Origin of the sequence: Mesorhizobium sp. M0778, assembly GCF_040320105.1 — a bacterium.
In the GTDB taxonomy this organism is placed as follows: Bacteria; Pseudomonadota; Alphaproteobacteria; order Rhizobiales; family Rhizobiaceae; genus Mesorhizobium.
Genome location: NZ_JAMYPA010000019.1, coordinates 14,349 through 38,856 on the forward strand (window position 1 = coordinate 14,349; position 24,508 = coordinate 38,856).

The window sequence follows — 24,508 nt, forward strand, 5'->3', positions numbered from 1 at the left end:
GTCTCAGCCTTTCTTCTTTTTCTTCGGCTTTTCAGCCTTGGCCTTCTCGGCAGCCTTGGAGGCGGTGGGCTTCTTCGCCGCAAGCTTGGCCAGCTGCCTGGTATAGTCCTTATGCAGGGCGCCGGCGCCCCAGCCTTTGCCTTTGTTCTGCTTCGACAGTGCCTCCATGATCGCGACCAGATTGTCGTCGCGGATCTTTTCGAGTTCGCGGATCGACAGACCGTGCGCCTGGTCGTCCGACTGGGTCGCGATCAGCTCGACCAATTCGTCGTTGAACTCCGGCACATCCATCAGCTTGGTCCATGGCCATTTCAGGCACGGGCCGAACTGCGCCATGAAGTGGCGCATGCCGGCCTCGCCGCCGGCGACACGATAGACCTGGAACATGCCCATCTGCGCCCAGCGCAGGCCGAAGCCATAGCGCATGATGTCGTCAAGCTCCTCGACCGTGCAGATGCCGTCCTTGACCAGCCACAGCGCCTCGCGCCAGGCCGCTTCGAGCAGGCGGTCGCCGACAAAGGCTTCGATCTCCTTGCGGATCACCACCGGCTTCATGCCGATCGAGGCATACATCTCCTTGGCGACTTCGATCGCCTCGGGAAAGGTCTGTTCGCCGCCGACAATTTCGACCAGTGGCAAGAGATAGACGGGGTTGAACGGATGGCCGACCACCAACCGCTCCGGATGCTTCTTCATCGCCACCTGCATGTCGGTCGGCTTGATGCCGGAGGTGGAGGAGCCGACAATGGCGTTGGCCGGCGCATAAAGGTCGATCTCGGCCAGCACGCGGTGCTTGAGGTCGAGCCGCTCCGGCACGCTTTCCTGGATGAAGTCGGCATCGGCGACCGCCTCGGCGATCGTCTTGGCGAAAGTGAGCTTGCCCTCTTTCGGCAGGCCGCCGGGCAGCATCTGCTTGTAGGCGCGTCGCGCTCCCTTCATCACCTCGCCGACCTTGCGTGACGCCTCGGGGTCGGGATCGAAGATCGACACGTCGATGCCGTTGAGCAGCAGCCGCGCGACCCAGCCGGCGCCGATGACGCCGCCGCCGATGGCTGCCGCCTTGTTGATGATGCTCATGCGGAGGCTCCGGTTCTTGTGCTGGCTGTTGCGGGGTCGGTGAGGGCGACACGCTCGCCGGCACGGATCACGGACGCGTCATAGGCCTTGCGCGCGAACACTTCGAGCACGAAGGGCCGGAAGAAATCGATCGGCAATGTCTCGTAATCCGGGTCGAAGCTCGACTGGTCCCAGCGCTCGCAAAACTCATCGCAATCGTCGAAGTAGATGTGCCCGGCGAAACGGTCGCGGGCGTGCGGGTTGCCGCCGAGGTGATGTGCGTAATAGAGGCGCTGGAAGTCGCCGTGCTTTTCCACCACCCAGGTGCATTGCTCGCGTACAAAGGGCTTCAGGATCGACGCCGCATACTCGTCGTGATTATAGGGCGCGTAGATGTCGCCGATGTCGTGCAGCAAGGCGCAGGCAATCCAGTCGGTGTCGGCGCCGTCGCGCCAGGCCCGCGTCGCCGCCTGCAGCGAATGGCCGAGCCGGGTGATCTTGTAGCCCGACAGCCCTTCGTCGAGCTGGACAAGCGCGTCGAGCAGACGCTCGCCGGTCTTTGCCGCATGGTCGATCTCATGCTCGGTGAGGAAGGCATAATCCTCGCGGTCGCCGTCCTTCATGGCGGTGAACTTCACGGTCTTCATCGGCGGCTCCTCCCAACCGGGTTCTTCCCGCCCTTGCTCAAAGCGGTGCGCGCTTCGTCAGGTTCAGCTTCTTTCGCACCTCATCCGGGCCGATGACCCTGGCGCCCATATTCGACACGATACTGACCGCCCGCTCGACCAGCTGCGCATTGGTCGCCAGCACCCCCTTGTCGAGCCAGAGATTATCCTCCAGCCCGACACGGACATTGCCGCCGGCCAGCACCGCGGCAGCGACATAGGCCATCTGGTTTCGGCCAATGGCGAACGCCGACCAGTTCCAGGTCGACGGTACATTGTTGACCATGGCCATGAAGGTGTTGAGGTCGTCCGGCGCCCCCCACGGCACACCCATGCACAATTGCACCAGCGCGTCCGGCTTCAGCACTTGTTCCTCGACCAATTGCTTGGCAAACCACAGATGCCCGGTGTCGAAGGCCTCGATCTCCGGCTTGACGCCGAGCGCCGTCATCATGCCGCCCATGGCGCGCAGCATGCCGGGCGTGTTGGTCATGACATAGTCGGCTTCGGCGAAATTCATGGTGCCGCAGTCGAGCGTACAGATTTCCGGCAAGCACTGGCGAACATGTTCCACGCGGTTGGTCGCACCGCCCATATCCGTGCCTTTTTCGTTCAGCGGCAGGGGGGTTTCCGGCGGGCCGAATACCATGTCGCCGCCCATGCCGGCGGTCAGGTTCAAAACGACATCAACGTTTGCCGCGCGGATGCGCTCGGTTACCTCGCGGTAGAGATGCACGTCGCGCCTAGGCTTGCCGGTCTCGGGATCGCGCACATGGCAGTGCACGATCGCAGCCCCTGCCTTTGCCGCCTCGATGGCCGAATCGGCGATCTGCTTGGGCGAGCGCGGCACGTGCGGGCTGCGGTCCTGCGAACTGCCGGACCCGGTCACGGCACAGGTAATGAAGACCTCACGGTTCATCGCTAACGGCATCGGACTCTCTCCCAATAGAACATAGGGCAAGAATGCCTGACTTGCCGGAAACTGTTTTGCGTTTTACGAAGATCATGTGACCAAAACCGAAAAACCGACGATCTTTCGTGCCGAACGTTTGCCGCTCAAGGTGACGCTGCTGGTATTCTCCGGCTCGTCGATCATGTGTGTTGCGTCGGCTGTCGATCCGTTGCGCGCCGCCAACCGTATTGCCGGTGAGACCCTGTTCGATTTCAGGCTGGTCTCGGTCACAGGCGAGGCGCCGGTCACCACATGCGGCCTGCCGGTGGCGGTCAGCGGCCGCTTCGATGCGGCTGACACAACCGACATGCTGGTCGTCGTCGCCGGCTTCGGCACGCAGAACTACGCCACTTCAGCCTTGCTTTCCGGACTGCGCCGGGCGGCGCGCGCGGCACGCGCCTGCGGCGGCGTCGAGGCCGGCACCTGGCTGGTGGCGCGCGCGGGCTTGCTGGAGGGGCGCAGCGCCACCACCCACTGGGAGGATATGGAGGATTTTTCTTCGGCCTTCCCCGGCGTCGACGTGCGCCCCGACCGCTACGTCATCGACGGTCCCGTATTCACCTCTGGCGGCGCCTCGCCGACCTTCGACCTGATGCTGCATCTGATCCGCACGCGGCTCGGCATGGCCGTGGCGCTCGATGTCGCGAGCGTCTTCATCTACGACCAGGCGCGCGCCGCGACGGACGCGCAGCCGCTGGTCTCGCTCGGCCGTCTTGACGGCTACGATCCCAGGCTGGCGCAAGCCATCCGGCTGATGGAAGCGCATGTCGACCAGCCCCTGACTGTCGCCGCCGTGGCCAAGCGCGCCGGGGTGACGGCGCGGACGCTGGAAAGTATCTTTCGCAAGTCGATCGGCGAAACGCCGGGCGCCTATTATCTCAGGCTGCGCCTCGGCGCCGCGCGCCGGCTGGTGGTCGATACGCGCATCGCCATGGCGGACATTGCCGGGCGAACGGGCTTTTCGTCCGCCGCGGCATTTTCCAGAGCGTTTTCAAGAGCGTTCGGCGAAGCGCCGGTCAGGCTGCGCCTGAGATAGTGGGGATCAGGCAGCGTCTTGGCGGACGCTGTTGCCGTCGATCTGCGAGCGCATCTGTCTCGCCAGATGGGTCTCGAAGCGGCTGGCGACCGCGCGATCCCATTCGTTTGCACTCAGCGCACCATGCTTGGGGTGCGGCAGCGCCATCAGCCGGTCGATGATCGATCCGGCCTCGCCAGATGAGAGCAGGGCGTCGATTTCGCGTTCGTGCTGCATATCGTTTCGCCTCCTTCTTTCTGATTCCCGCCACGAACCACACTATAGGAACTCCGTGACGGCTGTTTGAAGGCAAGAGCGAGACGATTGATGGGCGATGCCGGGCAAAGTTTTGTCCGCCGCCGCCCATCTTGGGCACGATCTTTCCGACAGATCAGGCGGTGCGTCAGCCGAGCCGCATGGACAGTTCGACATCCTCGCCGAACGGCGTGGACATGTAGCCACTCCCAGTCGAGCGCACCCGCTCGAGGTATTCGAGGCAAAGATCGGCATTGTCGGCAACGACCAAGGCGCCCGGCCTGAGGCGACTTTCAACTAGGGTCAAGACCTCGGGATAGAGCGCTTTGGCGCCGTCGAGCAGCAGCAGGTCGACGGCTTCGGGAAGATCGACGCTTAATGTTTGCAGCGCGTCTCCTTCTCGGATTTCCACCATGTCGATGAGACCGCCTGCTGTCAGATTGCTCCTCGCGCGCACCACCTTGGATGGCTCGAACTCGCTGGTGATCAGGCGGCCGCCGCCATTGTCCCGCAAGGCTGCGGCAAGGTGCAGGGTCGAGATGCCGAACGAGGTTCCAAATTCGACGATCGTCCGGGCGCCGCTGCTCCGTGCCAGCATGTAGAGCAGCGTGCCGGTCTCTCGCGAAACGGGAAGCCAGAGATCCTTTAGCCGCCCGTAGAAATCGAGGTATTCGGTCTTGCTCCGAATGAAGCGGCTCCGCTCCTCGGCGGAGAGCTCCGCCACGGCAGGGCTCGTTGCCGCAGCGGCTTCCTCGAACAGGCGGTCCAGCAGGGGCGCCAGCGGCGTTGTCGTCAGTGTGGTCATATTGGTCTCCAGTCAAAATTGAATGCGTTCTTGTGCGGCATTCAAAATACGACTAATCATTCGCATTCACTAATCGCATTGGCGCGCCTCTCAATGAGCGATCACCGAAGTCCGCGGATTTCCTCGCGAAAACAGCCCAAGCAGGCCCGCTCGGCGGAGCTCGTTGCTGCGATTTTGGAGGCTGCTGTTCAGGTTTTGGCGAGGGAAGGCGCGCAGCGCTTCACCACGGCGCGGGTGGCCGAGAAGGCCGGTGTCAGCGTCGGATCGCTGTATCAGTATTTTCCGAACAAGGCGGCGATCCTGTTCCGGCTCCAGAGTGACGAATGGCGGCAGACGACCGATTTGCTGCGCGACATCCTCGAGGATATCAGGAAACCGCCGCTTGAAAGGCTGCGCGGCCTAGTCCACGCCTTCCTCCGCTCGGAGTGTGACGAGGCCGCGGTGCGTGTGGCGCTCGACGACGCCGCACCGCTTTACCGCGACGCGCCTGAGGCGCGGGCGGCAAGGGCGTCCGGAGACCGCACCATCCAGCTCTTCATGCAGGAGGCGTTGCCCAACGCCGCGCAAGCGACGCGCGAATTGGCCGGCGACCTCGTCATGACGGCGCTGAGCACGGTGGGGAAGCAGTTCTCGGAGGCGCCCCGAACCCCGGCGGAGATCGAAGCCTACGCCGACGCCATGGCCGACATGTTCTGCGCCTACCTAAGAGGCCTCGATCACGGCTAGGGCAAATGCCAGGCCCGGTCAGCAAGCAGACCGAAAGTTTCGCAGGGGGCAAACCTTGTCGGTTTCAGCCCCGCGGAAGCCGCCTTTATCCGCGGCCGCTGAAAATGCGGCCGCGAAACGGCACGCCTCAGACGTACCGGTTGACGATGTTCTCGAGCAGTTCCTGGCGGCCGGATCGGGGCTGCGGCTCGATCTTCTCCTTGACGACGCGATCAGTAATTTCCTCCAGCGTGCGCTTGCCGGCAAGCATCGCCTTGGCCTCGGCCGAATCCCAGCCGGCATAGCGCTCGGCGAGCGGCGCCGACAGCGCCTTGTCCTCGACCATGCGTGCCGCTGCCTTGAGGCCTCGAGCGCAGCAATCCATGCCGCCGATATGACCGATCAGCAGATCCTGCGGATCGAGCGACTGGCGCCTGAGCTTGGCGTCGAAATTGGTGCCGCCGGTCTTGAAGCCGCCCGCCTGCAGTACGTGATAATAGGCGAGCGCCATCTCCGGTACATTGTTTGGGAACTGGTCGGTGTCCCAGCCCGATTGGTAGTCGTTGCGGTTCATGTCGATCGAGCCGAAAATGCCGAGCGCATTGGCCAGCGCCAGTTCATGCTCGAACGAATGGCCGGCCAGGATGGCGTGGCCTTGCTCGATGTTGAGCTTGACCTCGTTCTCCAGTCCGAAACGCTTGAGGAAGCCATAGACGGTGGCGACGTCGTAATCATACTGGTGCTTGGTCGGTTCCTGAGGCTTCGGCTCGATCAGGATGGTGCCTTCGAAGCCGATCCTGTGCTTGTAGTCGACGACCAGATTGAGAAAGCGGCCGGCCTGTTCCTGCTCGCGGGCAAGGTCGGTGTTGAGCAGCGTCTCATAGCCCTCGCGGCCGCCCCACAGCACGTAGTTCTCGCCGTTCAGCCGCTTGGTGATGTCGATGCAGTGTTTCACCGTCGCGGCCGAATAGGCAAAGACGTCCGGATCGGGATTGGTGGCGGCGCCCGACATGAAGCGGCGGTTGGAGAACAGGTTGGCCGTGCCCCACAACAGCTTGACGCCAGTCTGCTTCATCTTTCCCGAGAAATAATCGGCGATCTCGTCGAGCCGCGCCGCACTTTCGGAAAAGTCCCGGCCCTCCGGCCGCACATCGGCATCGTGGAAGCAGAAATAAGGCGCGCCCAGCAGCGAAAACATCTCGAAGGCGACGTCGGCCTTGAGCTTGGCCAGCTCCATCGTGTCGGTACCGCCGGCCTTGGGGAACCACGGCCGGTCAAACGTCTGGCCGCCGAACGGATCGCCGCCTGGCCAGGCAAAGGAATGCCAGTAGGCGACGGCAAAGCGCAGATGGTCTTCCAGCCGCTTGCCGGCGACGATCTCGTCGGGATTGTAGAACCGGTAGGCCAGCGGATTGGTCGAATCCGGTCCCTCATATTTGATCTGTTGGATGTCGCCGAAAAAACCGCTGGTCATGTTCTTTTCCTCTCGCATGGTTCGGCCTGATTACCTCAAGCGTAATTGGTTTCGCGCTGGCGTTGGTCGAAAAGGCTCATGTCAAGAGCATCCAACGAAGGAGACAGACCATGACCGACCTCAACACCATTGCCGAAAACTACATCGCCGCCTGGAACGAGAGTGACGCCGCGCGCAGGAAAGCCTTGCTCAAGACGACCTTCACCGAGGATGTCGGCTACCGCGATCCGATCATGCAGGGCGACGGCCATGACGGCATCGCCGCGCTGATCGAAGGCGTGCAGCAGCGCTTTGCCGGCTTCAGGTTCTCGCTGAAAGGCGAGCCGGACGGCTTCGCTGACGCCATCCGCTTTTCGTGGAACCTTGGGCCGGACGGCACCGAGCCCGTCATCGAAGGCACCGATATCGGCATCATCGAAAATGGCCGGCTGAAAAGCGTCACCGGCTTTCTCGACAAGGTGCCGGCGCAGTGAGGAAATCTCGGCAAAGTGGGGGCCAAGCACCCCCCTCTGCCCTACCGGGCATCTCCCCCTCAAGGGGGGAGATTGGCTGGCCTTTCCGCCTTCGCCAATCACCGATCTTGCAAGACTGGCATAGCCGTCGACGCTGCCGATCTCCCCCCTTGAGGGGGAGATGCCAAGTGGTGGCAAAGAGGGCAGGCCAGAGGGGGGTAAGCGCCAGCTCACGCGGTTACAGCCCTGATCGCCGGGTAAAGCTGGCGGTAGCGCTGATAGGCCTGCGCATAGGCGTCGCCGAGGGCGGCGACCGGCTCGACCGTGGCGTCCGTCGCCGGCGCCGTGCACACGGCGCGCGGATCGGCAGCGGTCGCCGCGATCAGGCCAAGCCGGGCCGCACCGAACGCGGCGCCGAAATCGCCCTCGGCGGGAATATCGATGGGCAGGCCAAGCGCGGTGGCGATGGCCTTCAACCAGTAGCGCGAACGCGAGCCGCCGCCGATCGCCGTCACCCGGGTCAGCGTCGTGCCGGCCTTGGCCAGAGCTTCCAGGCTGTCGCGGAAAGCGAAAGCGACGCCTTCGAGCACGGCCTGGGTCAGCGCCGCGCGGCCGGATTCGTGTGCAAGCCCCGTAAACGCGCCGCGAATGGCGGAATCATTGTGCGGCGTCCGTTCGCCTGAGAGATAGGGCAGGAAGGAGACACCGGTCGGCGCCTGCAGCGCATCGCCGAGTTCGGCGGTCAACTCGCCAGCACCTTTGCCCGCGATTGCCGATAGCCAGTTGAGCGAATCGGTTGCCGACAGGATGACGCCCATCTGATGCCAGGTGCCGGGCAGGGCATGGCAGAATGTATGCACGGCGCTTTCCGGGTTGGGCAGATAGGCCGCGTTGGCGGCAAAAAGCACGCCGGATGTGCCGAGTGAGACGAAAGCCTGGCTGGCGCCGACCGTGCCCATGCCGCAGGCCGAGGCTGCGTTGTCGCCGGCGCCGCCGGCGATCGGGATGCCCGCCTGCATACCCCATTTCGTAGCCAGTTCGCTGCGCAAGGTACCGGCCTTTGCCGTGCCTTCGACCAATGACGGCATCTGCCTTTCGTCGAGCGACGTGGCGGCGAGCAGTTCGGCGGACCAGGCTCGTTTGCCGACGTCGAGCCACGACGTGCCAGCCGAATCCGACATTTCCGAAATATGCTCGCCGGCGAGCCAGAGCCGCAAAAAGTCCTTCGGCAGCAGGACCTTTGCCACCTTGGCGAAAACAGCCGGTTCGTTGTTTTTCACCCAGGCGAGCTTTGGCGCGGTGAAGCCGGGAAAGACGATGTTGCCGGTCAGCTTGCGAAAGCGCGGGTCGGCGTCGAGTGCGGCCGCCTCGGCGTGGCTGCGTGTGTCGTTCCACAGGATGCAGGGGCGCAGCACCTGGTCGGCGGCGTCGAGCAGGGTGGCGCCATGCATATGGCCGGAAAGGCCGATGCCTTTGACCGCCGCGAGCTCCTTCGCATGCGCGGATCGCAGCTCGGCGATCGCCGCTTCGCAGGCGCGGATCCACTCAGCCGGGTTCTGCTCGGACCAGCCGGGATGCGGGCGCGACACGTCGAGCGGCGCATGGCCGGAACCGACGATGCTCTGCCTTGCATCGATCAGCAGCGCCTTGACGCCCGACGTGCCGAGATCGAGGCCGAGATACATGTTTCCTCCCATGTCCGTCAGGCCTGGCGGCGACGGTCTTTCTTGCTCCCCGCCTCTGCCTGCGACAGAGGCGGCGAAGATATCCCGGCAATCGTGCCGCCGGACAAGCGCTCCGGTCAACACGCGAAGATTTTTTCGACACTCGAAAAAATCTTGCCGGGGCAGTTTTTAAGGCAAGATTTAGTCTTGGTCAATTCGCCGCGAGAGCGGTTGCGCGCCGTGAAAACAGTGCCGATAGCGGGCTGTCCGGCCGTGCCAGCGCGCGTTCCGCCGCAAGCGCCCGCGCCAGCGCGCCATCACCGGAACGCAATGCCGCTTCGATCAGCGTCAGGTCGATGACGTCGCGTTGGGCGTGGCTGCCGCCGAAGCGATGGGCGATCGCCCGGATCGGCCGGATCAGGCGGATCGTCCCGGCATAATTACCGTCGCCGAATGCCTTGATGGCGAGCGTCAGGGGATGGCCGACATCCCTGGTGAAACCAGCGTTGTCGTCTTTGCCCTGCATCGCCTCGCGCTGCGCCTCGAGCAAGCCGCGGGCCGGCGCTTCGAGGCCGGCGCCGACAAACGCCATCATTGCGTGGGCGTCGTTGAAGGCATAATGGCCGGCGCTGGCCTTGGGCAACCAGTTGGCGGCCAGTGCCGTCCAGCGGTCGCCGACATCGACGCCGCCGAGATGCAGGCGCCACAGGATCGCCGAGGCATCGACCATGTTGAGCGCCAGCGTCGAGCGCTCGCCATAGATCGGCCCGTCGTAGAGCGCCAGCACGTCGTCGGTCTCGCCGAGGTCGTAATGGAACAGCGCCAGATGCCACCAATTGTGCACCTGCAGAAAGCTTTCCCGCGTCCACGCTTCGGGGTTGGCGCGCATCCACAGAATGCCGTCCTTCTGCCGGCTCTGCATCTCCATGACGTGGGCGACGGCATGCTGGGCCCAGCCGTCGCGCGGCTCGATATCGACCGCCGTGCGGCCAAGTTTTTCGGCGCGCGCGTAGTCGCCCATTTCCTCCAGCCCAAAGGCCTGCATGCCGAGTATGGCGTGGTAGCCCGGCATGCCGCTCTGCCAGGACGGCAGCGCGCGGCCGATGCGGTCGCGCAGCATGCGGGCGTTGCCGGTGAAGAAGTCGATCTGGTGGCCGGTCTGCAGCGCCAGCGCATCGAGCGGGAACTCGATGGCGATATCCTCCAGCACGCGGGCGGCCTCGTGCCAGCGGCCCTCCGCAAGGTGGCCAAGCGCGGCGACATGCGCCTGCTCGCGCGTCGTCGCGGCAAGCGGCAGCGCTGCCTCGTGACATGCCTTGGCCACCGCCGTCGCTTCACGCTCGGTGGCGAGGCCAAAGAGATAACCCTTGAACACATGCGCCATGACGAAGCCGGGATCTTCGGCGATTGCCCGGTCAACGGAACCGACAGGATCGCCGATGAAGCACTGCAATTCGCGCACAGCCTGGCTGTAGGACGAAAACCCGGCCTCCGTCGCGCCAGACAGCGCTAGGCCAAATGCATCCCTGACCGCCATGGCTTGTCCTCAGTTGCCCGAGCGCATCGCCACCGTGGCGATGCCGGCGCCGACCAGCAGCGTGCCGCCGGTGCGGTTGAAGATGCGGATCGCCTTTGGATTGCGCACGACGTTGCGCGCCCTTGCGGCGATCAGCGCATAACCGAAGGCATTGGCGAAGGCGAGCGCCAGGAAGGTCGTCTCGAAGATCAGCATCTGTGTCCAGAAATCCGCATGCCGGTCGAGGAACTGCGGCAGGAAGGCGACGAAAAAGGTGATGCTTTTCGGATTGAGCGCGGTAACCAGCCAGGCATGTGCCGTCATCTTGGCCGATGACACCGCATCGGTGCGCGGTTCGGCCCGCAGCGCGCCGCCGGCGCGAAACAGCTTTATGCCGAGATAGATCAGATAGCCGGCGCCGATCACCTTCAGCACGGTGAATACGGTCGCCGACGCCGCCAGCAGCGCGCCGATGCCCAGCATCGACAGTGTCATTGCGGTGAAGTCGCCGAGCGCCACGCCGACTGCCATCGGCAGCGCGGTGCGCCAGCCCTGGCCGAGCGCATAGGACACCACCAGCAGGATGGTCGGGCCCGGAATGACCAGAAGGACTGCCGAGGCGGCGGCAAATGCGGCCCAGTTTTCGAAGGACATTTTCTTCTCCTTGAGCTCAAAGAAGAGGATAAATCCTTGGCCTCGCGAAGATGTAAAGAGGCAAAAACCGAAAAAGCCCCTCGTTAACGGCAGATGGCTGGCCTTCACGCTTTTTCAACCATGATTGGTGAAAATGCCTGCTATCCGGCCGGACCGTGTTTCCCGCCGATAGCGTAGGGTTTGGGTAAATGCGTGAGTTGCCGCACGGTCTGTCGCTGCCGCATAATGGCGACGCAATCGAAACCGAAATACAGCTTTCCCGCCGCACGGTGCTGTCCGGCGCCGGTGCGCTGGCGCTGCTCGGCGTCGCCGGCTGCAGCCAGACGCTGGATCTGCCGTCGCTCCAGCTCGACGACGTCACCACCGGCTCGATCCGGCCCATCCGCCCGAGTATCAGCGTCGACAAGAACATCACCAGCCCCGACGTGATGTACGCTTCGCTCACCGACGGTGGCTTCAATGTGCCGGAAGTGCCCTATCTCAAGGTCAAGCCGGAATTCCGCCGCCAGATTGTCGTCGATCCGACCGGCGAGCAACCCGGCACGATCGTCGTGCATTCGCAAGAGCGGCTGCTCTATCTGGTGCAGCCCGGCGGCGAAGCGATCCGTTACGGCGTCGGCATCGGCAAGGACGGGTTCCGCTGGTCCGGCCGCGCCAACATCCAGTACGGCAAGGAATGGCCGGTCTGGACCCCACCGCCCGAGATGATCGTCCGCAAGCCGGAGCTGGTGAAATGGCAGAGCGGAAAGCCGGGCGGCCTCGACAATCCGCTCGGCGCGCGCGCCCTCTACATCTATCAGAACGGCAGCGACACCGGCTATCGCATCCACGGCTCGCCCGAATGGTGGAGCATCGGCCAGGCGATGTCGTCGGGCTGCGTGCGCCTGATCAACCAGGACATCATCGATCTCTACAGCCGCGTCTCCAAGAAGAATCCGGTGGTCGTCGTCTGACCGGCGGCCAAGGCTCGAGCGATTACTCTGCCGGCTAGCACTGCACACCCATGTACTACAATTTTGTGCGAATTCATGCGACGCTTCGCCTTGCCCAGCCATGTCCGCTCGTGTGACTGACAAGTTTTGGGAGATCGCGACATCGTTGCGCTGATCGAGGCGAGCGAAGCGGAGAAGCCGACCATGCGTGGTCCCTTGCAAGAAGCAAGAAAGCAATTGATGCCGCTTGTCAGGATAGCTGAACTGGAAATCGATCCTAAGCAGATCGGCAGCTACAGGGCCCTGCTTGCTGAAGAGATTGAGGCTTCTGTACGCGTCGAGCCGGGCGTGCTTTTCCTTCATGCGGTAGCAGTAAAAGGCACGCCTGAAAAGGTGCGCGTGATCGAATGCTACGCCGATCGGGCGGCCTATGAGGCCCACCTGACCACGCCGCACTTTCTCAAATACAAGGCGCAGACGGCGAGTATGGTCAGGTCACTTCGGCTCATCGAAACGGATCCTATCGCGCTGCAAGCGAAGAGTGGCGCGATTTCAAACTGACCCACTGCCTCTGCCGTTGCGCGATGCCACAAGACAGGCGAATGTGCCTGCGATTTTCATCGCCCGGGAGACGTGAACAATGGCCGGAACTTTTGTGATCGCGCAAGGCGGCGGCCCGACCGCCGTCATCAACCAGACGGTGGTGGGCGCTGCGCTCGAAATCCGCAAGCGGCATCCCGGCGCCAAGGTCCTTGGTTCCATCCACGGCGTGCGCGGCATTCGTGACGGCAATTACGTCGATCTTTCCGCCATCCCCGAGGACCGTTTGCGGCTGATCGCGGCGACGCCGAGCGCCGCGCTTGGTTCGACGCGCGACAAGCCGGATGCCGCCTATTGCGACCTCGTCCTCAACGGCTTGAAGAAAGCCGGTGCCGACGCCTTCATCTATATCGGCGGCAACGACACCTCGGGCACGCAGCAGATCCTGACCGACGCCGCCGGCGGCAAGATGGCCTTCGTGCATGCGCCAAAAACCATCGACAACGATCTCGAGGAGAACGACCATACGCCCGGCTTCATGTCGGCGGCCGAGTTCGTCGCCGGCGCGTTTCTTTCGGTCGATCTCGATTTCCGCGCTTTGCCGGGCATTTATGTCGGCATCGTCATGGGGCGGCACGCCGGTTTCCTGACGGCCGCGTCCGCGGCATGGCAGCTCGATCAGGACAGCGGCCCGCATCTCGTCTACGTGCCGGAGCGGCCGTTCTCGGCGGCCGGTTTCATCGACGACGTGCGCGCCACGCTCGACCGCCACAAGCGCTGCATCGTTGCCGTCTCCGAAGGCGTCAGCACCGCCGACGGCAAGGCACTGGTCGAAAGCCTGGTGCCGCCGGAAAGGCTGGAGCGCGACCAGCACGGCAACGTCAAGCTGTCGGGCAGCGACCTGCCGGCAGCCTTGGAGCGCGCGCTGGCCGAGGGATTGCCGGGCAAGCGGGCGCGCGTCGATGCGCTCGGCTACATGCCGCGCGGCTATGTCGGCGCCATCAGCGCGGTGGACGCGCAGGAGGCCTTCGACGCCGGCGCCTTCGCGGTCACGGTCGCCGACGAGGGCGGCGGTTCGGTGGCGCTGCAATATGACGGCAAGAAAACCGTGCTGAAGAAGGTGCCGCTGAAGAACGTCGCCGGCAAGACGCGCCATATGCCGGATGATTTCATGCTGCCCGATGTCAACCGGCTGTCCGATGCGGGGATGGCCTATCTGAAGCGGCTGGTCCCGCAAAAATACAAGGTCGGCAAGCCGTTCGTCTGATGCCGGCCTTGATCTGATGGACAACTGGTTCAGCAAAACCATCGTCGACGCAGAGACGACCATGCTGACCGAGCCCTTCGTGCATGAATTCGTGCGCGCCAACATCTGGCATTTGCGCGGCCGCGACGTCGACCTGCTGGTCGACACCGGCATGGGGATCTGCCCACTGGCGCCGCAGATCGACACGCCGGCCGGCAAGCCGCTGCTCGTCGTCGCCACGCATATCCATCTCGATCATGTCGGCTCGCTGCACGAGTTTCCGTTGCGGGCAGGGCCGCGCCACAGCGCCGCGCAGTTCGGCAGCATGGATGAAGCGATTACCTACGCCTACATGTTCCATGACCTGGAAGGGGCTGTCTCCAGGCTGCCGGCGGAGGGCTGGAAAGCCGCCGATTACAGGATTCCGCCGGCGCCGCTGACTAGGACCCTGGACGAGGGCGATAGGGTCGACCTCGGCGACCGCCAATTCCGCGTCCTGCATCTGCCCGGCCACTCTCCTGATTCGATCGCGCTGTTCGACGAGGCCGACGGCCTGTTCTTCGCCGGCGACGCCATCTACGACGCCACGCTGATCGACGACCTGCCGGATTCGGATCGTGCCGCCTACCGCCACACGATGCAGCGGCTGCTCGAGCTGCCGATCCGCATCGGCCATGGCGGTCATGGACCGAGCTTCGACGGCAGGCGGATGCGCGAGATCGCCTCGGCGTATCTCAGGCGAACGGACGGGACAGCGGCATAGGAAGCCTCGGCAGGGGCGGTGAGGGGCGGCACAAACCTGAGGCGATTTTTCTTGGGTAGCTATTTTGTTCTTGCTTTGTGCCGGCAGCTATGCTAGTAATTTGGGTATGGTGCTGATTTGCCCCAACGACCCGCCGCAAGGCGGGTTTTTGTTTTCGGCTTTCGGCGCCAGCCCGGCAAGGCGGCTGCCAGCCGGAAATTAAATCTTCGTAATATTATCTGGAAACCACGATCGGCGCCCTAGATGCGGGGCTGTCGATTCGGTCGGCCGCCGTGCCAGGCGAGACAGGCAAGGCCGACACGCCGATGGAGCGTTCCGGTGACGGAACGCTGCGGCGCCCGATCAATCTCTCGCCCGGACAACGGCCATGTCACCAATCCAGACCCTTCGCAGACATCGCGTCGCCGCTTTGCTGGGCGCCGCGCTGATCGTCAGCCCCTTCGCCCTGCCTCTGGCTCCCAGGCTGAATGATGTCCTGGCGGCAACAGTGACGCCACCTGTCACCGGCATGACCGCTCCCAGCGGTTCGTTCGCTCCGGTCGTGGCGGCCGACAAACCGGCAGTGGTGACCATCACGACGGTCATGAAAGCCCAACAGCCGGACACCATGAGCGACGCCTCTCCCTTCGGCGGAAACTCGCCTTTCGACGATTATTTCCGCCATTTCTTCGATGACCAGGGACAGCCCGCCCCCAAAACACCGCCGGAGCAGGCGCCGCGCACCGAGGCCCTCGGTTCAGGCTTCATCGTCGGCGCCGACGGCACCATCGTCACCAACAATCACGTCGTCGACGGCGCCCAGTCGATCAAGGTGACGCTCGACGACGGCACCGAGCTTCCCGCCAAATTGATCGGCCATGACGCCAAGAACGATCTTGCCGTGCTCGAGGTCAAAGCCGGCAAGCCCTTGCCGACCGTCAAATGGGGCGATTCCGACAAGCTCATGCCGGGCGATCAGGTGCTCGCCTTCGGCAATCCTTTCGGCCTTGGCACCACCGTCACGGCCGGCATCGTCTCGGCGCGCGGCCGCGACCTTCACAGCGGGCCGTTTGACGACTTCATCCAGATCGACGCACCGATCAACCGGGGCAATTCCGGCGGCCCGCTGACGGATGTGAACGGCAATGTCGTCGGCATCAACACGGCGATCTTTTCGCCGAATGGCGGCAGCGTCGGCGTCGGCTTCGCCATCCCCTCGGACCAGGCGCAAAAGGTCGTTGCCAAGCTGATGAAGGGCGGCTCCATCCAGTACGGCTATCTCGGCGTCCAGATCCAGCCGGTGACGCCTGATATGGCGAGCGCCATCGGCCTCGATCACCCCGCCGGCGTGCTGGTCGCGCAGGTCAGCGACGGATCGCCGGCCGCCAAGGCCGGCATCGAGACAGGCGATGTCATTACCAGCTTCGCCGGCCAGGACATAAAGGATCCAAGGGACCTGTCACGCGCCGTCGCCGACATTGCGCCCGGCACGAGGGAAGCGCTCAATGTCTGGCGCAAGGGGAAGGGCCTGCAGATCTCCGTCGAGATCGGGCGCAACGAAGACGATATGGCGACGGGATCGGTGGCCGGCGATCAGGGTCAGCCGTCGACGGAGCAGGGCCTTCGCGCACCGACCCTCGGTCTCGGCCTGATGGACGTCACCCCGGATGTGCGCCAGGCAATGAACATGACAGGCAACCAGCACGGCGCACTGGTCGAGCGCGTCGACCCGAACAAGGCGGCATCGGCTTCCGGCATTCAGCCCGGCGACATCATCGTCGCCGTCGACCAGCATCCGGTGAGGAGCGCCAGGCAGGCTAACCAGGCGATTTCTCAGGCTGCCAAATCCGGCACGAAATCGGTGCTGCTGCTTGTCGAGCGCGGCGACGCCCAGATGTTTGTCGCCGTGCCCTTTGCCAGTGGCTGAGGCACGCGCCGCGCTGCCAAAATAGACGTAGAGCACTGCCACCAGGCCGAGCCAAGATTTCGGTTGCCCGCGGGCGCGTCTTCGAGAAAACTGACAAGGGTCGATTGGACCTTGCGCAAACGGATATTCTCGATGGTTACCCGAGGCTTCTCTTCCGGACGAAAGCCCCCGACGGATACGAATGCACGTATCCCGCCGGGGCAGTATCTCGAGCAAGGTTTCCCGGTCCTGTCGGCCGGCCCGACGCCGCATGTGCGCACCGAGGATTGGTCGTTCACGCTTAAGCACGGGCCGCGGCCGATCAAGAAGTGGAACTGGGCCGAGTTCAATGCGCTGTCCTTGACCAAGATGACGCGCGACATCCATTGCGTGACCGCATGGACCAAGTTCGACACGGCGTGGCAGGGCGTGCTGGTCGACGACATCCTTGCCGACGCCGGCATCGAGCCGCCCACCGCCTTCACGCTGGCGCTGGGTTTCGACGGCTATTCCACCAACGTGCCGACGAAGGATCTCACCGGCGGCAAGGCGATGGTGGCACTGCTTTACGAGGGCAAGCCGATCACCCCCGATCATGGCGGGCCGGCGCGGCTGCTCGTTCCACATCTCTATTTCTGGAAATCGGCCAAATGGCTGAACGGGCTGCAGTTCACCGAGCGTGACGAGCCGGGTTTCTGGGAGCTGCGAGGCTATCATATCTATGGCGACCCGTGGCGCGAGCAGCGCTACACGAACGATCCATGAGCGACGCACCGGCGGCGCAGTCGCCCTAGCAGACAGTCACCATCACCCGCATCCAAAAGCGCACGCCGCGCGTCACCAGCTTTTTCCTGCAGCCATCGCGGCCCTTCGCTTACCGTGCCGGACAGCATGTCGACGTCAGGCTGACGGCGCCTGACGGTTATCAGGCGCGCCGCTCCTATTCCATCGCCTCGGCGCCGGAGACCGGCGAGACCATCGAACTGGCGATTGAAAAACTCGAGGACGGCGAGGTCTCGCCGTTCTTTCACGAGATTGCGGCGGTGGGCGACGACGTCGAATTGCGCGGGCCGCTCGGCGGCCATTTCGTCTGGTCCGACAGCGATGGCGGACCGCTCCTGCTCGTCGGCGGCGGGTCGGGCGTGGTGCCGCTGATGTCGATGGTCCGTCACCGGGCGATGCAGGGGTCGCTGGTCGCCGCCGCCTTGGTATTTTCCGCGCGGGTCTGGGACGAGGTGATCTTTCGCGACGAGTTGATCGACCTCGCCGAGCGCCGGGATGGCTTCGACCTGGTGCTGACGCTGACGCGCGAGCCGGCCCGCCGTCCGGCGGATTATGCGCGGCGGATCGACGCCGCGATGATGGTGCAAGCCATGACGAGGCTGCCCGCGCCGCCGAAGCTGGCCTTCGTCTGCGGCTCGAACGCATTCGTGACGGCCGCCGCCGAGGCACTGATCGATGCCGGCGTCCCGGCGGCACTCATCCGCACCGAACGCTACGGGGTCTGATCCGGTTCTGCTTGCTCCGTTGCAGTCTTCGCTGCCCGGCATAAACGGGCCGAAAACAGGTAGAACGGCAAGGTCGCGTTTGGCTGAAATGGTTAACGATTCGACAAACAACCCCCTGCTGCTACTTTTATCGGTTTAAAAAATCGAACCGAACGGTTCGTTTCTGTTGACAATGCGTGCAGGACCCTGTGAACGCTGCCTCTCCAAGTCACCTTGCGGCCAGACCGATGCTATGGGCTATCTACTTGATGTTTAGCAATAAAATTGTGGCGAAGGGAATCTCTGGCACAATTTCAAGGTGTAGATTCTTGGTCCACACCAAACAACTTCGTGATTGGAAACTGGCCATTGGCTTTCCCACATCGGGGCTGTCCGGACGACGCGAATTCCTCCGACGCGAATTCCTCCCAAGACACGCCGCTAGACGGACCGAAAACTAAGATACTGGAGTACTAAAAATGAAAAAGATCGCTCTTGCCGCCGTCGCCGTTTTGGCCATCACCGGCAGCGCCTTCGCTGGCAGCGACAACTTTGGTTCCAAGGGTGCGAACCAGCCTGCCGCTTCGGTCGACAGCTCGTACACGGCTTCCATTCAGAAGCCGGCTCATGCTGACGAGCAGCCTGTCCAGGGCGCCGACCGCAACCTCTTCGGCAACAACTAACAGCCGATCCCAGCATCAAAGCGGCGGGCATTATCCGCCGCCCGGGACCCGAGAAATTCAGGAGTATTAAAATGAAAAAGATCGTTCTTGCTGCCGCCGCCGTTCTGGCCATCACCGGCAGCGCTTTCGCCGCTAGCGACAATTATGGTTCCAACGGTGCCAACCAGCCTACTGTCTCGGTCGACACCTCCTACACGGCTTCCGTCAAGACGTCGGACCAGGCTGAAAAGCAGCCGGTCGTCCAGGGCGCCGACCGCAACCTCTTCGGCAACAACTAACAGCCGATCCCAGCATCAAAGCGGCGGGTGAGCCCGCCGCTTGATTCGAAAATCCAGGAGTACCCAAATGAAAAAGATTGTTCTTACTACCGCCGCTCTCTTGATTGCCGCCGGCAGCGCCTATGCCCGCAACGATAATGTTGGCGGGACCGACATCAACAAGCAGTCGACCGTCAACGTCGACAACACGCAGACGTATTCAGTGCGTGACAGCAATTCGCCGATCTACAAACTGCTGAATTCGTCTGGCGATGTGCCCAAGTCCGCGCCTCAGGGCGCCGACCGCAACCTCTTCGGTAACAACTAACAGCCGAACTGGAATTCCAAACAAGAGCGGCGGGCCATGCCCGCCGCTCTTGTCTTTGTATGGCGGAAAAACGCCTGCTTCAAGCCGCCTTTGCTTCTGCTTCATGGAGCGCGAAAGAGCGCCCGTCCGCGTCGAAAATATGCAGGTCGCCTGCGTCCGCCGTCAGCCGCAGCGTCGCTCCGCGCTTGACCTCGACATTGCCCGGCAGCTTGGTCACCAGCGGCAGGTCGGCGCGGCCGATGTCGACATAGACGAGCTGGACCTCGCCGAGCTGCTCGACATAATCGACCGTCCCTTCGAACAAATAGTCGGCGCCGGTGGCAATCATCAGATCCTCCGGCCGCACCCCGAAGCTCACCGCAGCGCCTTTCGCCGAGGCAGGCGTTGCGATCGGCACCGTTGCCTTGCGGCCGCCGACATGGCTGACGACGGTGGGGTTGCCGGTCCTGTCGATCGTTGCCGGCAGGATGTTCATCGCCGGCGAGCCGATGAACTGGGCGACGAACAGATTGCCGGGCCGCTTGTAGAGCTCCATCGGCGTGCCGACCTGTTCGATATGGCCTTCCTTCAGAACCACGATGCGGTCGGCCAGCGTCATCGCCTCGACCTGGTCGTGGGTGACGTAGATCATCGTTGTGGCCGGCATCGATTCCTTGAGCTTGGCGATCTCGATGCGGGTAGCGACGCGCAGCGCCGCGTCGAGGTTGGACAGCGGCTCGTCGAACAGGAAGACCTTGGGATTGCGCACGATGGCGCGGCCGATAGCGACGCGCTGGCGCTGGCCGCCCGACATCGCCTTGGGCAGACGGTCGAGATATTTGGTCAGCTGCAGGATCTCGGCCGCCTGGCGCACCCGCTTGTCGATCTCGGCCTTGCTTTCCTTGCCGATCTTCATCGAGAACGCCATGTTGTCGTAGACGGTCATGTGGGGATAGAGCGCATAGGACTGGAACACCATGGCGATGCCGCGCTTCGACGGCGGCACGTCGTTGACGATTTCGCCGTCTATCTTGAGCTCGCCCGAGGTGATCTCCTCCAGCCCGGCGATGCAGCGCAGCAAGGTCGACTTGCCGCAACCAGACGGACCGACGAAGACGATGAATTCGCCCGACTTTATGTCGAGGTCGACGCCGTGCAGAATGTTGAGATTGCCGTATGATTTCTTCACTTGCCTTAGCGTGACATCGGCCATGGTACCCTCCAGTTCTTCCTTGAATTCAGTCGATACGCCCGAACCAGGCGCCGTAGCCGCCCAGGCGGATAGTGCCGGCGTCAGTCTGTCCCGAAAACCCGTGCCCCGGCAAGGGCTGCAGTGAGCGGCCGCCAAGATCGACCTCGGCCGGCTTTGCGCCGAGATTGAAGGCGCAGACGATCTGCTCGTTGCCTTCGCGGCGCGTGAAGGCGACGGTGTCGTCGTCGCTTTCGATGAACTCGATATCACCCTTGGCCAGTGCCGGATGAGCGCGGCGGAAAGCCAGGAAGCGCCGGTAGTGCTCGAGCAGCGAGCCGTCGTCGCCCTGCTGCACATTGACCGCTTGCGCAAGATGCTTGCTGGGCACCGGCAGCCAGGGCTTTGCCGTCGAGAAGCCGCCATTGCGGGCAGCGCCGTCCCAAACCATCGGCGTGCGGCAGCCATCGCGGCCCTTGAATTCCGGCCAGAAGCGGATGCCGTATGGGTCCTGCAGATATTCAAAGCTGAGCTCGGCCTCGCTAAGCCCGAGCTCCTCGCCCTGATAGATGCAGACCGAGCCACGCAACGACATCAGCAGCGCCGAGATGACCTTGAGGTAGGCGGTCGGGTCGGGCTCGCCGGCAGCCCAGCGCGAGGCAGGGCGCATCACGTCATGGTTGGAGAAGGCCCAGCACGACCAGCCGTCGCTGGCCACCTTGCCGAAGGTTTCCAGCACCGAGCGTACCTTTGCCGCGCTGATCTTCTCCGGCGCCAGGAAGTCGAAGGAGTAGCACATGTGCACGCGCTTGCCGCCGGCCGTATAGGCCGCCACTACTTCCAGCCCACGCTGCGAATCGCCGACTTCGCCAACCGCGGCCGTCGCCGGATATTCGTCGAGCAGGGCGCGGAAGCGTTCGAGGAAGCCGAGGTTTTCAGGCCGGCTCTTGTCGTAGAGATGGTCCTGGTAGTTGTAGGGGTTGACGGCCGGCGCCGTCTGGTCGTTGCGCTGCTCGGGCGGCAGCGGCGGATTGTCTTCCAGCCCTTGGCTGTGGAAGTAGAAATTGATGGTATCGAGGCGAAAGCCATCGACGCCGCGCTCCAGCCAGAAGCGGGTGACATCGAGCAGCGCGTCCTGGACCGCGCGGTTGTGGAAATTGAGGTCGGGCTGCTCGGCCAGGAAATTATGCAGGTAATATTGCTGGCGGCTGGTGTCCCACTGCCAGGCCGAGCCGCCGAAGATCGACAGCCAGTTGTTGGGCGGCGTGCCGTCCGGCTTGGCATCCGCCCAGACATACCAGTCGGCTTTTGGATTGCTGCGGCTCGAACGGCTTTCCTTGAACCATGGATGGATGTCGGCGGTGTGCGACAGCACCTCGTCGATCATCACCTTGAGGCCAAGCCGATGCGCCTCGGCGGTCAGCGCGTCGAAGTCGGCGAGCGTCCCGAACATCGGATCGACGTCGCAATAATCCGACACGTCGTAGCCAAAATCCTTCATCGGCGATTTGAAGAATGGCGAGATCCAGATGGCGTCGACACCGAGCGAGGCGATATAGGGCAGCCGGCCGATGATGCCCCTGAGGTCGCCGATGCCGTCGCCGTTCGAATCCTGGTAGCTGCGCGGGTAGATCTGGTAGATCACGGCACCTCGCCACCAGTCGCGATCGATCGCGAGATCGGGCTTCGGGGTCGCCTTCAAAGCGGATTGCATGATCTCAACCTCCTTTCACCGAGCCGGCAAGCAGCCCGCGGACGAAATAACGCTGCAGCGAGAAGAACACGATCAGCGGCACGATGATGGTGACGAAGGCCGATGTCGTCAGGATCTCCCAGTCGCCGCCGCGCGAACCGAGCAACGCATTGAGCTTGGCGGTCAGCACGATCTGGTCGCCCTCGGTACCGAGGAAAACCATCGCCACCAGCAGATCGTTCCACACCCAGAGAAACTGGAAGATGGCGAACGAGGCCAGCACCGGGAACGACAATGGCAGCACGATCTTGACGAAGATCTCGAAATCGCTGGCGCCATCGATGCGCGCCGATTCCATGATCTCGCGTGGCAGGCCGGCGATATAGCTCCTCAACAGATAGATGGCGAAGGGCAGGCCGAAGCCGGTATGTGCCAGCCAGATGCCGAGATAGGTTTTCGACGGCACGCCGAAGAAACTGCCGACGCCGTTGTAGAGCTTCAACAGCGGGATCAGCGACATCTGCAGCGGCACGACCAGGAGGCCGATGATGACGGCGATGAGCAGCGCCCGGCCGGGAAAGCGCATCCACGCCAAAGCGTAGGCGGCGAACGCGGCGATCAGGATCGGGATCACGGTCGCCGGAATGGTGACGGTCAGCGAATTCATGAAGGAGCGGCCGATGCCTTCCGAAAACAGCACCGTGTCGTAGTTGTCGGTGGTGAATTTCGGCGGCGCCGACGAGGCGTAATAGACGCGCTGGCCGCGTTCGCTTTCGAAAGCCTTCGGCGAGGTCATGACGAAACTGCCGTCGGCATTGAGCTGCAGGGTCACGCCGTCGCCGAGATCGGCTGTCGTGCCGGCGGGATATTGCGTCGGTGCGGCCGACTTGACGCCGAAGGCGCTGATGTTGCGGGCAGGACCGTCGCCGAAGATATTGCCTTGCAGGACGAACTTGCCGTCCTTCTCGACCTGCGCCGAAGCGGGCGGCAGCCGTCCGGCTTCCGTCTGGCTGGAACTGGTGAACGAGTTCCACCAGCCCGAAGCGATGATCTGGTCCTTGTCGCGCAGCGACGAGACCAGGATGCCGAGCGTCGGGATCGTCCAGATCGCAACGAAGATGAAGACGGCGATATGGACGCCGAAACGGCTGACAAAGGACTTTCCGGTCGCCACGGCCATCTCAATGTCCCTCCGTCTCTTTGTTCGCCTGGCGGATGTTCCAGACCATGATCGGAATGACCGCGATCATGATGATGATGGCGATGGTGGCGCCGCGGCCGAAATCGCCGCCGCCGCGGAACATCCAGTCGAACATCAGATTGGCCAGCACCTGGCTGTTCCACTGGCCGTTGGTCATGGTCAGCACGATGTCGAAAACCTTCAGCACCAGGATGGTGATGGTGGTCCAGACTACGGCGATGGTGCCCCAGATCTGCGGCACCATGATCTTCCAGAAGATCTGGAAAGGATTGGCGCCGTCGATGACGGCGGCTTCCAGCGTCTCTTCCGGAATGCCGCGCAAGGCCGACGACAGGATGACCATGGCAAAGCCGGTCTGGATCCAGATCAGGATGATCATCAGGAAGAAGTTGTTCCAGAACGGCAGCGATATCCAGACCTGCGGCTGGCCGCCGAAATACTGGATGATGGCGTTGAGCAGGCCGATCTGCGTCTGGCCGTCGCCGCGATACTCGTAGATGAATTTCCAGATGACGCTGGCGCCGACGAAGGAGATGGCCAGCGGCAGGAAGATCAGGCTCTTGGCGATGGTGCCCCACCAGATCTTGTCGGTGAGCACGGCGATGATCAGCCCGAGGAAGGTGCAGGCGGCCGGCACCACTGCCAGCCAGATGATGTTGTTGAGGATCGAGTTGCGGAACTCGCGGTCGCCGAACGCCCATTGATAGTTGGCCAAGCCGACGAAATGGCCACCGCCGCGATCGAGGAACGACAGCCTCAGCGTCTCCACCACCGGGTAGATCAGGTAGATGGTGAGGATGATCATCGCCGGCCCGACGAACAGCCACGGCCGGATCACCCCCTGCCGCCGCAGATTGTTAATCGCCGCCTTGCCGGAAACGCCGCGTGCCGGAAAGATCGTATCGAGTGCCTTGTTGGCGCCCCAGAAATAGGCGACGCAGCCGCCCACGCCGATGATGATGACGAATATCGCCGAAAAAATCTGAGCCGCCATGGGTCCCTCCCCCTGCGCACGGATCCGCCAGTCGAGAATGGCTTTGGCGACGGGATCATGCGCCGATTCAGTTGTCTGGAGCGCGACCAGCCGAAAAGCAGGTCACTGGGCGCGCATC

The 24,508-nt window shown here is 63.3% G+C and carries 26 protein-coding genes; 13 read left to right on the plus strand and 13 right to left on the minus strand.

Annotated elements, in window-relative coordinates; all coding sequences use genetic code 11:
- Positions 1 to 3: 3 nt before the first annotated feature.
- Genes NKI22_RS23330 through bcoG form a run of 3 tightly spaced genes read right to left on the minus strand, consistent with a single transcriptional unit; the run spans position 4 to position 2,652 of the window.
- Positions 4 to 1,077 carry a carnitine 3-dehydrogenase gene (locus NKI22_RS23330; protein ID WP_352716482.1) on the minus strand — a complete coding sequence of 358 codons (1,074 nt, stop codon included), beginning with the start codon at positions 1,075 to 1,077 and terminating at the stop codon, positions 4 to 6.
- Positions 1,074 to 1,703 carry an HD domain-containing protein gene (locus tag NKI22_RS23335; protein ID WP_352484703.1) on the minus strand — a complete coding sequence of 210 codons (630 nt, stop codon included), beginning with the start codon at positions 1,701 to 1,703 and terminating at the stop codon, positions 1,074 to 1,076. The genes NKI22_RS23330 and NKI22_RS23335 overlap by 4 nt, the downstream gene beginning before the upstream one ends.
- Positions 1,704 to 1,740: 37 nt before the next feature.
- The gene (bcoG, locus tag NKI22_RS23340) at positions 1,741 to 2,652 is read right to left on the minus strand and encodes a 3-dehydrocarnitine:acetyl-CoA trimethylamine transferase BcoG (RefSeq protein ID WP_352817101.1); all 912 of its coding nucleotides are present in this window, start codon (positions 2,650 to 2,652) and stop codon (positions 1,741 to 1,743) included.
- A gap of 76 nt (positions 2,653 to 2,728) precedes the next feature.
- Between bcoG and NKI22_RS23345 the strand changes: the two genes are divergently transcribed.
- Positions 2,729 to 3,709, plus strand: a complete 981-nt coding sequence (locus tag NKI22_RS23345) for a GlxA family transcriptional regulator (protein WP_352591840.1) — start codon at positions 2,729 to 2,731, stop codon at positions 3,707 to 3,709.
- Positions 3,710 to 3,715: 6 nt separating this feature from the next.
- On the opposite strand, the gene NKI22_RS23350 is transcribed toward NKI22_RS23345, so the two are convergent.
- Entirely contained in the window at positions 3,716 to 3,925 is a 210-nt protein-coding gene (locus NKI22_RS23350) for a hypothetical protein (protein WP_023718320.1), read from the minus strand.
- 166 nt (positions 3,926 to 4,091) lie between these two features.
- On the minus strand, positions 4,092 to 4,748 hold the full coding sequence (locus NKI22_RS23355; protein WP_352817104.1) for an O-methyltransferase: 657 nt from the start codon (positions 4,746 to 4,748) through the stop codon (positions 4,092 to 4,094).
- 93 nt (positions 4,749 to 4,841) lie between these two features.
- Between NKI22_RS23355 and NKI22_RS23360 the strand changes: the two genes are divergently transcribed.
- Positions 4,842 to 5,474 carry a TetR/AcrR family transcriptional regulator gene (locus NKI22_RS23360; RefSeq protein ID WP_023718322.1) on the plus strand — a complete coding sequence of 211 codons (633 nt, stop codon included), beginning with the start codon at positions 4,842 to 4,844 and terminating at the stop codon, positions 5,472 to 5,474.
- Positions 5,475 to 5,601: 127 nt separating this feature from the next.
- Here the strand turns inward: NKI22_RS23360 and xylA are convergent, their stop codons facing one another.
- Positions 5,602 to 6,927 (minus strand): xylose isomerase, encoded by a 1,326-nt coding sequence (xylA, locus tag NKI22_RS23365; RefSeq protein ID WP_352817107.1) that lies wholly within the window; start codon positions 6,925 to 6,927, stop codon positions 5,602 to 5,604.
- A 110-nt stretch (positions 6,928 to 7,037) separates the two neighbouring features.
- Between xylA and NKI22_RS23370 the strand changes: the two genes are divergently transcribed.
- Positions 7,038 to 7,400, plus strand: coding sequence for a nuclear transport factor 2 family protein (locus NKI22_RS23370; RefSeq protein WP_352484709.1), 363 nt, complete (start codon positions 7,038 to 7,040; stop codon positions 7,398 to 7,400).
- Between the two features lie 209 nt (positions 7,401 to 7,609).
- Here NKI22_RS23370 and xylB read toward each other — a convergent pair whose 3' ends face one another.
- The 3 genes from xylB to NKI22_RS23385 all read right to left on the minus strand — a co-directional run bounded on the left by xylB (position 7,610) and on the right by NKI22_RS23385 (position 11,213).
- Positions 7,610 to 9,064, minus strand: coding sequence for a xylulokinase (gene xylB, locus NKI22_RS23375; protein ID WP_352817110.1), 1,455 nt, complete (start codon positions 9,062 to 9,064; stop codon positions 7,610 to 7,612).
- 190 nt (positions 9,065 to 9,254) lie between these two features.
- Positions 9,255 to 10,580, minus strand: coding sequence for a tetratricopeptide repeat protein (locus tag NKI22_RS23380; protein WP_352817113.1), 1,326 nt, complete (start codon positions 10,578 to 10,580; stop codon positions 9,255 to 9,257).
- A gap of 9 nt (positions 10,581 to 10,589) precedes the next feature.
- Positions 10,590 to 11,213 carry a LysE family translocator gene (locus NKI22_RS23385; RefSeq protein ID WP_023718327.1) on the minus strand — a complete coding sequence of 208 codons (624 nt, stop codon included), beginning with the start codon at positions 11,211 to 11,213 and terminating at the stop codon, positions 10,590 to 10,592.
- A gap of 188 nt (positions 11,214 to 11,401) precedes the next feature.
- Here NKI22_RS23385 and NKI22_RS23390 point away from each other — a divergent pair, with 188 nt between their 5' ends.
- The 10 genes from NKI22_RS23390 (at position 11,402) to NKI22_RS23435 (ending at position 19,334) form a co-directional block, all read left to right on the plus strand.
- A complete protein-coding gene (locus tag NKI22_RS23390; RefSeq protein WP_352817116.1) occupies positions 11,402 to 12,166 on the plus strand; it encodes a L,D-transpeptidase in 765 nt (254 codons plus the stop codon).
- A gap of 219 nt (positions 12,167 to 12,385) precedes the next feature.
- The gene (locus tag NKI22_RS23395) at positions 12,386 to 12,706 is read left to right on the plus strand and encodes a putative quinol monooxygenase (protein ID WP_031193766.1); all 321 of its coding nucleotides are present in this window, start codon (positions 12,386 to 12,388) and stop codon (positions 12,704 to 12,706) included.
- A 79-nt stretch (positions 12,707 to 12,785) separates the two neighbouring features.
- On the plus strand, positions 12,786 to 13,952 hold the full coding sequence (locus tag NKI22_RS23400; protein WP_352484717.1) for a diphosphate--fructose-6-phosphate 1-phosphotransferase: 1,167 nt from the start codon (positions 12,786 to 12,788) through the stop codon (positions 13,950 to 13,952).
- Between the two features lie 16 nt (positions 13,953 to 13,968).
- Positions 13,969 to 14,694, plus strand: a complete 726-nt coding sequence (locus NKI22_RS23405; protein ID WP_352817119.1) for an MBL fold metallo-hydrolase — start codon at positions 13,969 to 13,971, stop codon at positions 14,692 to 14,694.
- A gap of 367 nt (positions 14,695 to 15,061) precedes the next feature.
- Positions 15,062 to 16,600, plus strand: a complete 1,539-nt coding sequence (locus NKI22_RS23410; protein ID WP_352851544.1) for a DegQ family serine endoprotease — start codon at positions 15,062 to 15,064, stop codon at positions 16,598 to 16,600.
- Positions 16,601 to 16,732: 132 nt separating this feature from the next.
- Complete coding sequence (locus tag NKI22_RS23415; RefSeq protein WP_352817125.1) at positions 16,733 to 17,344, plus strand: molybdopterin-dependent oxidoreductase; 612 nt, start codon at positions 16,733 to 16,735, stop codon at positions 17,342 to 17,344.
- A 41-nt stretch (positions 17,345 to 17,385) separates the two neighbouring features.
- The gene (locus tag NKI22_RS23420; protein WP_502897714.1) at positions 17,386 to 18,087 is read left to right on the plus strand and encodes an FAD-binding oxidoreductase; all 702 of its coding nucleotides are present in this window, start codon (positions 17,386 to 17,388) and stop codon (positions 18,085 to 18,087) included.
- Positions 18,088 to 18,545: 458 nt separating this feature from the next.
- Entirely contained in the window at positions 18,546 to 18,749 is a 204-nt protein-coding gene (locus NKI22_RS23425) for a DUF680 domain-containing protein (protein WP_023718335.1), read from the plus strand.
- 71 nt (positions 18,750 to 18,820) lie between these two features.
- On the plus strand, positions 18,821 to 19,027 hold the full coding sequence (locus NKI22_RS23430) for a DUF680 domain-containing protein (protein WP_352817130.1): 207 nt from the start codon (positions 18,821 to 18,823) through the stop codon (positions 19,025 to 19,027).
- A 67-nt stretch (positions 19,028 to 19,094) separates the two neighbouring features.
- Positions 19,095 to 19,334: a DUF680 domain-containing protein gene (locus NKI22_RS23435; protein WP_352817133.1), complete on the plus strand. Its 240-nt coding sequence runs from the start codon at positions 19,095 to 19,097 to the stop codon at positions 19,332 to 19,334.
- 79 nt (positions 19,335 to 19,413) lie between these two features.
- Here the strand turns inward: NKI22_RS23435 and NKI22_RS23440 are convergent, their stop codons facing one another.
- From NKI22_RS23440 to NKI22_RS23455, 4 genes are read right to left on the minus strand one after another with little or no spacing between them, the layout of a single operon-like run.
- Positions 19,414 to 20,526 (minus strand): ABC transporter ATP-binding protein, encoded by a 1,113-nt coding sequence (locus NKI22_RS23440; RefSeq protein WP_352817136.1) that lies wholly within the window; start codon positions 20,524 to 20,526, stop codon positions 19,414 to 19,416.
- A 25-nt stretch (positions 20,527 to 20,551) separates the two neighbouring features.
- Positions 20,552 to 22,216 carry a beta-galactosidase BglA gene (gene bglA / locus NKI22_RS23445; RefSeq protein ID WP_352591831.1) on the minus strand — a complete coding sequence of 555 codons (1,665 nt, stop codon included), beginning with the start codon at positions 22,214 to 22,216 and terminating at the stop codon, positions 20,552 to 20,554.
- A gap of 4 nt (positions 22,217 to 22,220) precedes the next feature.
- On the minus strand, positions 22,221 to 23,375 hold the full coding sequence (locus NKI22_RS23450) for a carbohydrate ABC transporter permease (RefSeq protein WP_023718340.1): 1,155 nt from the start codon (positions 23,373 to 23,375) through the stop codon (positions 22,221 to 22,223).
- 1 nt (position 23,376) lies between these two features.
- Entirely contained in the window at positions 23,377 to 24,390 is a 1,014-nt protein-coding gene (locus NKI22_RS23455; RefSeq protein WP_023718341.1) for a carbohydrate ABC transporter permease, read from the minus strand.
- Positions 24,391 to 24,508: the final 118 nt, after the last annotated feature.

Excerpts from the sequence above, each read along its gene's own strand:
- NKI22_RS23380 (WP_352817113.1), bottom strand. The coding sequence starts at position 10,580 with ATGGCGGTCAGGGATGCATTTGGCCTAGCGCTGTCTGGCGCGACGGAG.
- NKI22_RS23335 (WP_352484703.1), bottom strand. The coding sequence starts at position 1,703 with ATGAAGACCGTGAAGTTCACCGCCATGAAGGACGGCGACCGCGAGGAT.
- NKI22_RS23360 (WP_023718322.1), top strand. The coding sequence starts at position 4,842 with ATGAGCGATCACCGAAGTCCGCGGATTTCCTCGCGAAAACAGCCCAAG.
- NKI22_RS23450 (WP_023718340.1), bottom strand. The coding sequence starts at position 23,375 with ATGGCCGTGGCGACCGGAAAGTCCTTTGTCAGCCGTTTCGGCGTCCAT.
- bcoG (WP_352817101.1), bottom strand. The coding sequence starts at position 2,652 with ATGCCGTTAGCGATGAACCGTGAGGTCTTCATTACCTGTGCCGTGACC.
- NKI22_RS23400 (WP_352484717.1), top strand. The coding sequence starts at position 12,786 with ATGGCCGGAACTTTTGTGATCGCGCAAGGCGGCGGCCCGACCGCCGTC.
- NKI22_RS23430 (WP_352817130.1), top strand. The coding sequence starts at position 18,821 with ATGAAAAAGATCGTTCTTGCTGCCGCCGCCGTTCTGGCCATCACCGGC.
- bglA (WP_352591831.1), bottom strand. The coding sequence starts at position 22,216 with ATGCAATCCGCTTTGAAGGCGACCCCGAAGCCCGATCTCGCGATCGAT.
- NKI22_RS23410 (WP_352851544.1), top strand. The coding sequence starts at position 15,062 with ATGTCACCAATCCAGACCCTTCGCAGACATCGCGTCGCCGCTTTGCTG.
- NKI22_RS23370 (WP_352484709.1), top strand. The coding sequence starts at position 7,038 with ATGACCGACCTCAACACCATTGCCGAAAACTACATCGCCGCCTGGAAC.
- NKI22_RS23390 (WP_352817116.1), top strand. The coding sequence starts at position 11,402 with ATGCGTGAGTTGCCGCACGGTCTGTCGCTGCCGCATAATGGCGACGCA.
- NKI22_RS23435 (WP_352817133.1), top strand. The coding sequence starts at position 19,095 with ATGAAAAAGATTGTTCTTACTACCGCCGCTCTCTTGATTGCCGCCGGC.
- NKI22_RS23455 (WP_023718341.1), bottom strand. The coding sequence starts at position 24,390 with ATGGCGGCTCAGATTTTTTCGGCGATATTCGTCATCATCATCGGCGTG.
- NKI22_RS23385 (WP_023718327.1), bottom strand. The coding sequence starts at position 11,213 with ATGTCCTTCGAAAACTGGGCCGCATTTGCCGCCGCCTCGGCAGTCCTT.
- NKI22_RS23425 (WP_023718335.1), top strand. The coding sequence starts at position 18,546 with ATGAAAAAGATCGCTCTTGCCGCCGTCGCCGTTTTGGCCATCACCGGC.
- NKI22_RS23330 (WP_352716482.1), bottom strand. The coding sequence starts at position 1,077 with ATGAGCATCATCAACAAGGCGGCAGCCATCGGCGGCGGCGTCATCGGC.
- NKI22_RS23350 (WP_023718320.1), bottom strand. The coding sequence starts at position 3,925 with ATGCAGCACGAACGCGAAATCGACGCCCTGCTCTCATCTGGCGAGGCC.
- NKI22_RS23395 (WP_031193766.1), top strand. The coding sequence starts at position 12,386 with ATGCCGCTTGTCAGGATAGCTGAACTGGAAATCGATCCTAAGCAGATC.
- NKI22_RS23415 (WP_352817125.1), top strand. The coding sequence starts at position 16,733 with ATGGTTACCCGAGGCTTCTCTTCCGGACGAAAGCCCCCGACGGATACG.
- xylA (WP_352817107.1), bottom strand. The coding sequence starts at position 6,927 with ATGACCAGCGGTTTTTTCGGCGACATCCAACAGATCAAATATGAGGGA.
- xylB (WP_352817110.1), bottom strand. The coding sequence starts at position 9,064 with ATGTATCTCGGCCTCGATCTCGGCACGTCGGGCGTCAAGGCGCTGCTG.
- NKI22_RS23440 (WP_352817136.1), bottom strand. The coding sequence starts at position 20,526 with ATGGCCGATGTCACGCTAAGGCAAGTGAAGAAATCATACGGCAATCTC.
- NKI22_RS23405 (WP_352817119.1), top strand. The coding sequence starts at position 13,969 with ATGGACAACTGGTTCAGCAAAACCATCGTCGACGCAGAGACGACCATG.
- NKI22_RS23355 (WP_352817104.1), bottom strand. The coding sequence starts at position 4,748 with ATGACCACACTGACGACAACGCCGCTGGCGCCCCTGCTGGACCGCCTG.